This is a genomic window from Rickettsia endosymbiont of Villa modesta (assembly GCF_964026485.1).
In the GTDB taxonomy this organism is placed as follows: Bacteria; Pseudomonadota; Alphaproteobacteria; order Rickettsiales; family Rickettsiaceae; genus Rickettsia; species Rickettsia asembonensis.
Genome location: NZ_OZ032157.1, coordinates 926,215 through 938,661, shown reverse-complemented (window position 1 = coordinate 938,661; position 12,447 = coordinate 926,215). Strand labels below are relative to the sequence as shown.

The following is a 12,447-nucleotide window of genomic DNA, read 5'->3' as shown; positions in this document are numbered from 1 at the left end:
TGTTATAAATTTCGATTTTGTTATATATTACATGTCATTCCCGCCTACGCGGGAATGACATCAAAAATGGTGATGACAATTCCCCAATAAACAAACGCAAATTATATCACAATAATTATGAATAATCAAAAATATATAAGGAACTTCTCAATAATTGCCCATATCGATCACGGCAAATCTACGTTAGCCGATAGGTTAATTGAACATTGCGGCGGTCTTCAGGCCAGAGAAATGAGCCAGCAAGTGCTAGATTCGATGGATATCGAAAAAGAGAGAGGTATAACTATAAAAGCACAAACCGTGCGGCTTGTATATAAGGCTAAAGACGGTAATACTTACTACTTAAATTTGATGGATACTCCGGGACATGTCGATTTTGCTTATGAAGTTAGTAGGTCACTTGCTGCTTGTGCAGGCTCGCTATTGGTAGTTGATAGTACGCAAGGAGTAGAAGCCCAAACGCTAGCCAATGTTTATCAAGCAATTGAGAATGATCACGAGATTGTGCCGGTACTTAACAAGATTGACCTACCGGCGTCAGAGCCTGATCAGGTAAAGCAGCAGATAGAGGATATAATCGGGATCGATGCAAGCGAAGCTGTATTGATTTCAGCCAAAAGCGGTATAGGTATTGATTTAGTTTTAGAGGCAATAGTAAATAAATTACCTCCACCGAAAGAAAGTAGTACGGATATCTTAAAAGCGTTGCTTGTCGATAGTTGGTATGATCCTTATCTTGGTGTGGTTATCTTGGTACGTGTTATTGATGGAATTTTGCGTAAGAACATGCGGATTAAAATGATGGCAACAAATTCTGTTTATACCGTTGAAAATGTCGGCTATTTTACTCCAAAAAAACATATTTCAGATGTTTTGCATGCAGGTGAAATAGGCTTCTTTACTGCTTCCATAAAGCAAGTAGCGGATTGTAAAGTCGGAGATACTATTACTGATGAGAAGAAACCTTGCGAGCAAGCATTGCCCGGCTTTAAGCCGAATTTACCGGTGGTGTTTTGCGGGCTTTATCCAACAGATAGTGCGGAATTTGAACATCTAAAGGATTCGCTAGCTAAATTACGCCTTAATGATGCCAGCTTCGAGTATGAAATGGAAAGCTCGTCGGCTTTAGGTGTAGGTTTTAGGTGCGGTTTTTTAGGGCTATTACATTTAGAAATAATTCAAGAACGTTTAAGTAGGGAATTCGATTTAGATTTAATCACCACTGCTCCAAGCGTAGTGTATAAAATCCATATGCGGGACGGTGAAAGCTTAGAGATTCATAATCCTGCAGATTTGCCTGATTTGCAAAAAATTGAATCGATGGAAGAGCCGTGGATTAAGGCAACCATAATGGTACCTGATGAGTTTTTAGGAGCGGTATTATCGCTTTGTACGGAAAAGAGAGGAGTGCAGCTCGATCATAGCTATATAGCAAACAGAGCTAAAATAGTTTATAAATTACCGCTAAATGAGATTGTTTATGATTTTTACGATCGTTTAAAAAGCTGTTCTAAAGGTTATGCAAGCTTTGAATGGCAAATGTATGTTTATGAACCTTCCGAGCTTGTTAAGCTTGGGATTTTGGTTAACGCAGAAGCGGTTGATGCGTTATCGACAATCGTACATCGTTCACGTGCGGAGCAGAGGGGTAGGGCGTTATGCGTAAGATTAAAGGACTTGATACCGAGACAGCAGATCGATATAGCCATTCAAGCAAGTATCGGTAGCCGTATTATTGCCCGTGAGACTATTAAGGCCTTACGTAAAGACGTTTTATCTAAATGTTACGGTGGTGATATAAGCCGTAAACGTAAGCTTCTTGAGAAGCAAAAAGCAGGTAAAAAGAGAATGAGACAGTACGGTAATATCGAAATCCCACAATCTGCTTTTATCGCAGCGTTGAAAATTGGGGATGAGTAAACTTTTTTTATTTTGTATAAAGAAAACGCTAGACGTTATAGAAAAGATTTGTTATAAGAAGTTATCTAAAAATTTTTAGATAACTTCTATATTCCTCGGTAGCTCAGTGGTAGAGCAAACGGCTGTTAACCGTTCGGTCGCTGGTTCGAGTCCGGCCCGGGGAGCCATTCCGTACGATTCGTTGTTTTTTCGAAGATATCAAACGGGAAACGCAGAGAGTACTCAAGGTTTCGACCCTTCAGCTGCAAGTTCTGAAATGTGAAGAAATACAACACTTACACAGACTTATTGACATACCCTTAAATTTCCTTTCTATCCTTATATTACTTCTCCTCTATATTTGCAACAGTACCTTCACAAATCACAAATTAATTTTCAACTTTATAAAACCTTGATGGCTTTGATATTTCTTCTGTAAGTGGCAGTTATATTCTAGTAGAACACTTACATTATCTTTTTCCGTCAAGATGCTGGCACCAATATTATAACCTATTTTAGGTTGTTTTGGTAAAGCAACTGTTTGATTGATTTCTTTATCTTTCCATTTTATCTTAGTATGCAGTTTTTTACTTGTATTGTGAAAGTAATTTTCTACAGATGCTTGTAATGCCGGAGTAATATATATACTTCTTTTACCTGAAGAGTTGTTAAAATGATTAGGAACAATGGTTTGAAAATTGTCATTTATAATGGACTGAAAAAATTAGACAAAAAAAGAGTTAGATTATCTTGGTAATAAGTTAGAATAAAGAAATAACTTATAGGAGATAAAATGACTAAGAACGCCAGTTTAGGATAAGAAGAGTTTAAGATTATCGAAAAAAGAGTTTAAAATATTAGTTTTAGTAATATTAAAAGCATTAACACAAGCTAGAATATGAACTAAAAAATTAGTAGGTGATCGATGCCTTGAGTGTTCAAGATTCATATTATTTTTTAGGACATTAAATACTGACTCAACCAACGACCTTTTTCTAAGCTGTATTTTATCTTCCATTTCCAATAAATGATTCTTCATATCTTTTCTAATTCCTGTAAATAAGCGTAATCCACGACCTAATAATTTAGTAAATAATTCCTTAGAAATATATCCCTTATCACCAAAGAGTTTACCTTGTAATCCATCAGTTATATCGTCTGCTACCGATAAATCACTATTATTTGCTTTGGTAATTTTGATCGCCATAATCGCTCCCTTATTGTTAATTACTATATGCAACTTAAACCCCATAAACCATCCATAACTACTCATCCCTATTTTAGCTATATACTTCTTTAACTTGAAAAGTTGGAAAATGAATATTTAGATGAGCGAATAATCAATGTTCTTATGGATAATTAATATCTAATACTACCAATTCTTCAGGTAAAAGAAGTATACCACTAAATACTTTATTGCTATTTGTACGTTTTGTATAACATATCGATAATTTAGTTGAATCTATGCAATAAATTCCTGTTTCCTCTCCTCTAAATAGTTGCAACATTATAACCAAGCGGTAGAATTAATCTTGACCATAATTGTATTATTCGACTATAACTTGGTAATTTAAAATAACCTCTATATTTATATGATAAGTGATATAAATAATAATTCTTAAAATCTTTGCACGGCGATATATAAAAATATAATACGATAGTTAAAAGCTCTGAAAGGCTTAAATTCCCTTCTCTCCGGCGTTTTCTATCTGTTGGTATTAATTTTTGCTTCTCCCATTCTTCATATATTTCACAAAAATTGTCTAGTATATAAAATAAAGTTGTGATACATTTTTTCATTGTTGGGTTCTTGTTTTTTTGTTGAAAAACTTCAGTAACCCAACACTCTTAACTTGTAAATACTTTATTCTTATTCCATGCTTCTCTTCTTCCTTATCCTAAATTCGCGTTAAGAAACAGATACGGAATTTCAGTGCTGAAGAGAAGACAAAGATAGTGTTAGAATTATTAAAAGAAGAAGTAACAATATCACAGTTATCGTCTAAATATGAGGTGAGTAGCAATAGTATATCACATTGGAAGAAACAATTTTTATCAAATGCATCAATAGCATTTGAACCAGCTAAGGTAGTGAGTGAATATCAAGAACAAATTAAAGAACTTAAGGAGCAAAATGATGCGTTGGCAAAGGCTTTAGGAAAAACTACAATTGAAAGAGATTGGGCTGTGGGAAAGCTCAGAAGCTTGGATTTATCAAATAGAAAGAGTCTTGTCATATCCAAGCTAGAACAGTTACCAAAGACAAGACAATGTGAATTATTAGGGGTTAACCGTTCTTCAACATATTATAAAGAACAATCACTTAGTAGCTATAATTTAAATATGTTAAATAGAATAGATGAGATATATACAGATAATCCAGAATTTGGTTATCGTTATATGTATCAGCAATTATTAGAAGATGGTTTTAAGATAGGTCAAGACCGAGTGCTAAAATATATGAGATTAATTGGTATTGAAGCGATATACCCTCATAAAAAGAAACTGGCTACTATAAAAGATAGTGAGCATAAAATATACAGCTACCTACTTGATAAATACTGGATCACAACTGATAAAACTAAGAAAGTAGTTGTTTCTACTGCTAATCAGGTCTGGAGCGGAGATATTACATATATTCGCACTAACGGAGGCTTTATGTATCTAGCAGCCATTATAGATTGGCATAGCAAAGCCATATTAAGCTATAAACTGTCGAATAGCATGGACGGGACATTAGTAACTGATATATTGAAGGAAGCATTAAATAAGTATCAAGCTCCACAGATATTTAATAGTGATCAAGGTAGTCAATATACCAGTAATGATCATATACAGATTCTTAAAGATTATAATATTCAGATATCAATGAATGGTAAAGGCAGAAGTATTGACAATATTGTTATTGAGCGTTTCTTTAGGACGCTGAAATATAATTGTATATTTATTAATGATTATCAAAATATAGGAGAGCTTAAAGAGGGTATCAATGATTATATCAGTAAATATAATTATCAGAGATTTCATTCAAGTATTGGGTATAAAAAACCCATGAATGTCTATCTCGATAGTATACAATATCATACACAAATGGCAGCTTAATTTTGAACAAAATTACCAAGTAAATTGCTCAAAATCTTGGCTTGATTTTTCAGTCCATTATAATTTATCAATGAAGAAATTTTATTTTTATATTTTTCAATATTTTCAAAAAATATTCGTATAGAATCAGTAAATGTCTCAAAATTCGCATAAAATTTATTGTTACTTACAACAGAATGCATAAATTTCCACAGTCGTTCAATTGGATTCAAATTAGGACTATATGCTGGCAAAAATAGTAACTCTATTTTACTGTATTGTAGATATTCTTTTACCTTTTTTGACCTATGATATCCAGCATTATCGCATATCAAATAAATCTTACTTTTATCTTGATTATTTGCTTCTAATTCCTTTAAAAATTCAATAATATAATCACCATTAACCTTAGGATTGTCAGTTGTTACTACCTCTAAATCCTTAAGATTAATAGCACCAATAATATGTTTACGCTTCCAACCACTGAAACTTGGTAATGTTTTAACTACATTCTTTCTAATCCAACCAAATCTTGCTCGAGTTTGGTATTGAGGATGAACACTATCCATAAAATAAATAGACTCATCTTTAGCTAAATTATTTTTTAGCAAACTATATTGCAGCTTAAATTCCTCTTGCTTAGCTAAATCTATTTTTCCAGGAATTAACTTAGGTTTCTTATAACTAAAACCAAGTCTGTGTAACAGCTTGATTACCCCAGCTAATGTATAGATTACTCCATATTGACGTTCTATGAACAAACCTATATCTCTAGCATACACATAATTATTATTTTCTAGATGAACTATTAACTCTGCTTCCTCCTGTCTAGTAAGTTTACTATCACTACCGCCATTTCCAGGCTTAAGCTTCTGAGCATTATGATAATCTATTAAATGTTTTCTTATCCCTCCCCATCACTCAGTAATAACACTTTCGATATCTCATCAATACTATAGCTATCATCATACATGAAAACAGCTTTGATTCTATCACAAATCCTCTTATCCCTTTCGCTTCTATGGTAAAGCTTTAATTCTTCTTTTTCTACTGATGTTAATTTTCTATAAATCCATTCTTACTTAATAACACTTGCTGACTTCTTTGACAATTTTTCATTTACTAGAGGTATACTTCTACTAAAAATCAAGAAGCAGTAAGAAGTAAGGGTTAAATTTTAATATAATTTGGAAAGTCTAAACGGTCCACGCAACAATGCCTTGCGAGCAGCCGTAGGCTGCGTGGCAATCTCGTCAAATATCCTGAGATTGCTTCGTCGAAACTTACAGTTTCTTCTCACAATGACGATATTTATTTTTAGTGAGTAATGCTTGGTGGAACGGTTAAATACTCCTCTTTCCATAATTCATTATAGAGAATAGGGCCGATATTACCGCCTGAGATTAGTACTAGTAATTTTTGAGGTTTGGATTGTGTTTTTAACCAATTTACCACTGAAACCATATTTATACTACTTGACGGCTCGCATATAACTTTAAGTAAATGAGTAAGCCACGCCATCCAATAATATATTTTATATTCTTCTGCTAAATAAAAATGATCAAGTTTTTTCAGATATTCAAATGTACGAGCTGATACACTCAAGGTTTTAAGACCGTCTGCGATGGTAGTCGGTGCATTATCAAATCTATATATTGAGCCGTTTTTAACCGATAAATAAGCATCATTTGCCTTAAGCGGTTCTGAACCTATTAACAAGCTTGTCGGTGATATTAATTCCTTGGCAAGATATGAGCCGGAAATTAAACCGCCGCCACCGCAAGAGGCAAAAATAGCATCAGGACTAAAGCCTAGCTGCTGTAATGCTTCATAGCATAACGTGCCTGCTCCTGCTATCGTAGAATCACTATCGGAAGGATGTATATAGTAAAATCCTTGCTTTTCATTTTCTTTTGCTCTTTCTTCCGCTTCTTGTCGAGTATCTGTATATATAACTTCACCGCCGTAATAGAGAGCTGCTTGTTGCTTTACTTTTGAAGTATTTAACGGTAAATAAATCCTTGTTTTAATACCGAATAATTTACTTGCATAAGCAAGACCAATCCCATGGTTACCCGTACTATAACCGACTATTTTATTAGGTAATTTTCCTTGCTCTTTTAATTCCAATAAATGATTTAATACTCCTCTAACTTTGAATGCACCGGTTTTTTGTAATGATTCAACCTTAAAAAAAATCTCATGACCGAGCATCTCATTTAAGCTTTCAGAGTGAACGATTGGAGTTAAATGTAGATATTGTTTTATTCTATTATGTGCAGTAGCTACATTTTGAGAAGATTGTAGTAATAAATTCATAAATATAATTAATAAAGATGGCTTGAAATCGCATTTATACTATATTATATAGTTAATAATTAGAAATTTTAAAAGATTTTAATTGATGAATAAAAAATCCCTGCCGCTTATGGCATTAAGAGATATGGTAGTATTCCCGGGAGTAATTGCTCCTATTTTCGTGGGTAGACAAAAATCGCTGCAAGCGTTATCTCATACTACCGTTTCTGAGGAAGATAATAGTAAATATATTTTAGTAACTTTACAGAAAAAATTTGATCAAGAAAACCCTAGTAAACATGAACTTTATAACACAGCTATACTTGCCAAGATTATCCAAATAGTGAAGTTGCCTAATAATACGGCAAAAATCTTAATAGAAGCAGTAGCAAGAGTAAAGCTAAGCAATATCAAAGGCGAAGAAGCTTTTGAAGCAAATTATGCAATTATTCCGGATGAAGAAATATTTGACGTTAATAACATGCGTTCATTAGTGGATAATGCAGTACAATTATTTAGTAAATATGCGATTAATGATAAGAAAGTTAATGCGGAAATTATTGAAACTATCAATAAAGAAATAAGTAATAGCACTAATTTTATAAATATTATAAATATATTAGCTTCACATCTGATAACTTCCCTTGAGGCAAAGCAGCATTTATTAGAAGAAACTAGTCCTTTTAAGCGTATCACTACGGTTATTAGTACGCTTACTTCCAATATAGTAAATTCAGAAACCGAGCAGGCATTGCAGCAAAGAGTAAGAAAGCAAATCGAAAAAACGCAGCGTGATTATTATCTGCACGAACAAATGAAAGCTATTCAAAAGGAGCTTGATGAAGATAAATCGGAACTTGCCGATATCGAGAAAAAAATTAAAAGTTTAAAATTATCTAAAGAAGCTAAAGAGAAAGCAGAATCAGAGCTTAAAAAACTCCGTAGTATGAATCAAATGTCGGCAGAGTCGGGAGTGACGCGTAATTATCTTGAAACTTTGCTAAGTTTGCCTTGGGGTAAGTATGATAATAGCAAAATAGATATTAACCAAGCGGAGAAAATTTTAAATCGTGACCATTTTGGACTCGAAAAAGTTAAAGAACGAATTATAGAATATTTAGCGGTATTACAGCGTTCAAGTAAAATTAGAGGACCTATATTATGTTTAATCGGTCCGCCAGGGGTCGGTAAAACTTCACTTGTAAAATCTATTGCCGAAGGAATGGGCAGAAAATACACTAAATTTGCTCTCGGCGGTGTTAGAGATGAAGCAGAAATCAGAGGGCATAGAAAAACTTACCTTGGATCAATGCCCGGTAAAATTTTAGGTCAACTTAAGAAAGTTAAGACTAGTAACCCTGTAATGCTGTTTGATGAAATCGATAAAATGAGTTCTGATTTTAGAGGTGATCCGGCATCCGCTTTGCTTGAGGTATTAGACCCTGAGCAGAATAGTCATTTCGTGGATCATTATTTAGAAGTAGAATATGATCTATCAAACGTAATATTTATTGCTACTGCTAATTCTCATGATTTACCAAGAGCTTTAAGCGATAGAATGGAAAAAATATACATTTCCGGTTATGTAGAGGAAGAAAAGCTCCAAATCGCCAAAAATTATTTAGTTCCAAAACAATTTAAAGTACATAAAATTAAGAAAGACGAAATTACTATATCCGAAGCGGCAATTTTGGATTTAATTAGATATTATACTAAAGAATCAGGTGTGAGAGCTTTAGAGCGTGAAATAGGGGCATTAACTAGAAAAGCATTAAAGCAAATTTTAGCAGATAAAACAGTTAAGCATATCGCCATAGATAGTAGTAATCTTGAAGAATTTCTAGGGGCTAAAAAATATGATTTTGGGCTTGCTGAGAAAGAAGACCAAATAGGGAGTACTACAGGACTTGCTTATACTGAAGTAGGAGGAGAGCTTTTAACTATAGAGGCTTTAGCATTTCCAGGGAAAGGTGAAATAAAGACCACCGGAAAACTCGGTGATGTTATGAAAGAATCGGCAATGGCTGCCTATAGTTGTTTTAGAAGCAGAGCAACAAATTTTGGATTAAAATACGATAATTATAAAGATTTTGATATTCACATTCACGTACCGGCGGGAGCTATTCCAAAGGATGGACCGTCTGCCGGCTGTGCTTTGTTTACGACTATTGTTTCGTTAATGACTAAAATACCCGTACACCGTACTGTAGCAATGACAGGCGAAATTACTTTAAGAGGAAATGTTTTACCTATCGGCGGTCTTAAAGAGAAGTTGCTTGCTGCGAGTAGGGGAGGGATTAAAACCGTATTAATTCCTGAGGAGAATGTTAAAGACTTAAAAGATATACCGTCGAATATAAAAGAAAGCCTAGAAATTATATCTGTGTCAAATATCGACCAAGTACTTAAGCATGCTTTGGTAGAAACCCCGTTAAATAAATAGAGATCGGTCATATACTCGTTTAATTTGAAAAATTGGCGTCGTTGTTTCATATTTTTTGATCTGCGTGATCGTTTGTGTACGCTGCGGTCAAAAAATATAAAACGTCTTGCTCTTTTCCAAATTAAACTTCGTCTATCTGCTTTTCATTTACTAGAAGTATACTTCTTCAACATGAAGAGTTGTTAAAATGATTAGGCACAATGGTTTGAAAATTGTCATTTACCAATGAAGAAATTTTATTTTTATATTTTTCAATATTTTCAAAAAATATTCGTATAGAATCAGTAAATGTCTCAAAATTCGCATAAAATTTATTGTTACTTACAACAGAATGCATAAATTTCCACAGTCGTTCAATTGGATTCAAATTAGGACTATATGCTGGCAAAAATAGTAACCCTATTTTACTGTATTGTAGATATTCTTTTACCTTTTTTGACCTATGATATCCAGCATTATCGCATATCAAATAAATCTTACTTTTATCTTGATTATTTGCTTCTAATTTCTTTAAAAATTCAATAATATAATCACCATTAACCTTAGGATTGTCAGTTGTTACTACCTCTAAATCCTTAAGATTAATAGCACCAATAATATGTTTACGCTTCCAACCACTGAAACTTGGTAATGTTTTAACTACATTCTTTCTAATCCAACCAAATCTTGCTCGAGTTTGGTATTGAGGATGAACACTATCCATAAAATAAATAGACTCATCTTTAGCTAAATTATTTTTTAGCAAACTATATTGCAGCTTAAATTCCTCTTGCTTAGCTAAATCTATTTTTCCAGGAATTAACTTAGGTTTCTGATAACTAAAACCAAGTCTGTGTAACAGCTTGATTACCCCAGCTAATGTATAGATTACTCCATATTGACGTTCTATGAACAAACCTATATCTCTAGCATACACATAATTATTATTTTCTAGATGAACTATTAACTCTGCTTCCTCCTGTCTAGTAAGTTTACTATCACTACCGCCATTTCCAGGCTTAAGCTTCTGAGCATTATGATAATCTATTAAATGTTTTCTTATCCCTCCCCATCACTCAGTAATAACACTTTCGATATCTCATCAATACTATAGCTATCATCATACATGAAAACAGCTTTGATTCTATCACAAATCCTCTTATCCCTTTCGCTTCTATGGTAAAGCTTTAATTCTTCTTTTTCTACTGATGTTAATTTTCTATAAATCCATTCTTACTTAATAACACTTGCTGACTTCTTTGACAATTTTTCATTTACTAGAGAGGTATACTTCTTTAACTTGAAAAGTTGGAAAATGAATATTTAGATGAGCGAATAATCAATGTTCTTATGGATAATTAATATCTAATACTACCAATTCTTCAGGTAAAAGAAGTATATATTATCCTTACAAATTAAAAGTAATTTATATGAAAGGTCAGCAAAAGGTATAAATAACTTTTCTAATACTTTACCTGAGCTACAGTCTGATTTAGCAAGATCGATTATAAAAGACCCGTATAGTTTAGAATTTTTAGATATTCAAGGTAAAATAATAGAACGAGATTTAGAAAATAAATTGATAAATAATATTAAAAACTTTTTATTAGAGTTAGGACAAGGTTTTGCATTTGTTGGCAATCAATATCATATAGAACTTGAGGAAGAAGATTATTATTTGGATTTAGTTTTTTATCACATAAAACTCAAATATTATGTTGTTATTGAATTAAAAACCGGTAAATTTAAGGCAGAATATGCCGGCAAACTAAATTTTTATCTTAATTTAATGGATCACAAAATTAAAGATAATTCGGATAATCCTACAATTGGGTTAATTTTGTGCGAAGAAAAACAAGGTATTACCGTAGAATACGCTATAGAAGGCATCCAAAAACCAATAGGAGTATCACAATAAACATTTTAAGCTTACAGACCTAAAAAGCTTGAAAAATTCCTGCCCACCCCTCAAGAGCCAGCAAAGCTAAAAAGCGAATAAATTACTAAAAACCCAACTATGGATAAGGTTTTATTTTCAGAAAAATTAAAAGACTACCTGTAAATTAATTTTAATTAATCGGTATCTCTCTTGCTTCTTGTTCTTTAACCTCAGTGCGAGGTAGAATAATAGTAAGTATTCCATTCTTAAGGCTTGAAGAGATATTTGCCTGGTCTACATCTTCATATAATGATATTACATAATTAAAATTTTTATTCATATAATTATCTGAATCATCAGCTTTATTTTTTTCTTCTATATTCCCTGTAATAAATAATTTATTGCCGTTTACTTTAATCTTAATTTGACTTTTATCAAACCCAGGTACTTCCATTATAATAATATACTGCTTATCTTTAGTAATAAAATTGCTTTTTATGCTATTAGATTCATAAAGCGGTAATCTATTTTTAAATAAATTATCAATATTTGTAATTTGATTATCTATTAAATCCGCTACTTGACGCAAAGGCGTCGCATGACCGGTGTCATAATTATTATTAGCCATTGCAATATTACTAGATAAAATAATAGCTGCTATAGACGGAATATATAATTTTGCACTCTTTAACATAAAATTACCTTTATATTTGTTGCTTATATATTTAAATATATAACATTATCTACTCAAAATTCAAGTCTTACATTTCCATAATTTGCTGAAAGTACGCTGCCCAAAATAAAAACTAATAATCCCTGCAAAAATAGTTTGATCTTCTATACTCCATATGCTCTGTACATTTTTGAT

At 32.6% G+C, this 12,447-nt stretch carries 7 protein-coding genes, 1 tRNA gene and 2 pseudogenes; 5 read left to right on the top strand and 5 right to left on the bottom strand.

From position 1 onward, the window contains the following. Nucleotides 1-117: 117 nt before the first annotated feature. Nucleotides 118-1,920 carry a translation elongation factor 4 gene (gene lepA / locus AC5584_RS05395; RefSeq protein WP_499216102.1) on the top strand — a complete coding sequence of 601 codons (1,803 nt, stop codon included), beginning with the start codon at nucleotides 118-120 and terminating at the stop codon, nucleotides 1,918-1,920. 92 nt (nucleotides 1,921-2,012) lie between these two features. Then, a tRNA-Asn gene (locus AC5584_RS05390) sits at nucleotides 2,013-2,087 on the top strand. 623 nt (nucleotides 2,088-2,710) lie between these two features. On the opposite strand, the pseudogene AC5584_RS05385 reads toward AC5584_RS05390, so the two are convergent. Next, nucleotides 2,711-3,699, bottom strand: a pseudogene (locus AC5584_RS05385) (IS982 family transposase). A gap of 102 nt (nucleotides 3,700-3,801) precedes the next feature. Between AC5584_RS05385 and AC5584_RS05380 the strand changes: the two are divergent. Further along, nucleotides 3,802-5,001 (top strand): IS3 family transposase, encoded by a 1,200-nt coding sequence (locus AC5584_RS05380; protein WP_499216998.1) that lies wholly within the window; start codon nucleotides 3,802-3,804, stop codon nucleotides 4,999-5,001. Here the strand turns inward: AC5584_RS05380 and AC5584_RS05375 are convergent. Next, nucleotides 4,998-5,873, bottom strand: a complete 876-nt coding sequence (locus AC5584_RS05375; protein ID WP_499216997.1) for an IS630 family transposase — start codon at nucleotides 5,871-5,873, stop codon at nucleotides 4,998-5,000. The two genes, AC5584_RS05380 and AC5584_RS05375, sit on opposite strands and share 4 nt — an antisense overlap. A gap of 424 nt (nucleotides 5,874-6,297) precedes the next feature. Then, nucleotides 6,298-7,299, bottom strand: coding sequence for a serine/threonine dehydratase (locus AC5584_RS05370; RefSeq protein ID WP_499216101.1), 1,002 nt, complete (start codon nucleotides 7,297-7,299; stop codon nucleotides 6,298-6,300). Between the two features lie 85 nt (nucleotides 7,300-7,384). Here AC5584_RS05370 and lon point away from each other — a divergent pair, with 85 nt between their 5' ends. Beyond that, nucleotides 7,385-9,721 carry an endopeptidase La gene (gene lon, locus AC5584_RS05365; RefSeq protein ID WP_499216100.1) on the top strand — a complete coding sequence of 779 codons (2,337 nt, stop codon included), beginning with the start codon at nucleotides 7,385-7,387 and terminating at the stop codon, nucleotides 9,719-9,721. A 166-nt stretch (nucleotides 9,722-9,887) separates the two neighbouring features. Here lon and AC5584_RS05360 read toward each other — a convergent pair whose 3' ends face one another. Beyond that, nucleotides 9,888-10,748 carry an IS630 family transposase gene (locus AC5584_RS05360; protein ID WP_499216996.1) on the bottom strand — a complete coding sequence of 287 codons (861 nt, stop codon included), beginning with the start codon at nucleotides 10,746-10,748 and terminating at the stop codon, nucleotides 9,888-9,890. 351 nt (nucleotides 10,749-11,099) lie between these two features. Between AC5584_RS05360 and AC5584_RS05355 the strand changes: the two are divergent. Continuing rightward, nucleotides 11,100-11,699, top strand: a pseudogene (locus AC5584_RS05355) (PDDEXK nuclease domain-containing protein). A gap of 70 nt (nucleotides 11,700-11,769) precedes the next feature. On the opposite strand, the gene AC5584_RS05350 reads toward AC5584_RS05355, so the two are convergent. Next, nucleotides 11,770-12,273 carry an Hsp20/alpha crystallin family protein gene (locus tag AC5584_RS05350; RefSeq protein ID WP_410526614.1) on the bottom strand — a complete coding sequence of 168 codons (504 nt, stop codon included), beginning with the start codon at nucleotides 12,271-12,273 and terminating at the stop codon, nucleotides 11,770-11,772. Nucleotides 12,274-12,447: the final 174 nt, after the last annotated feature.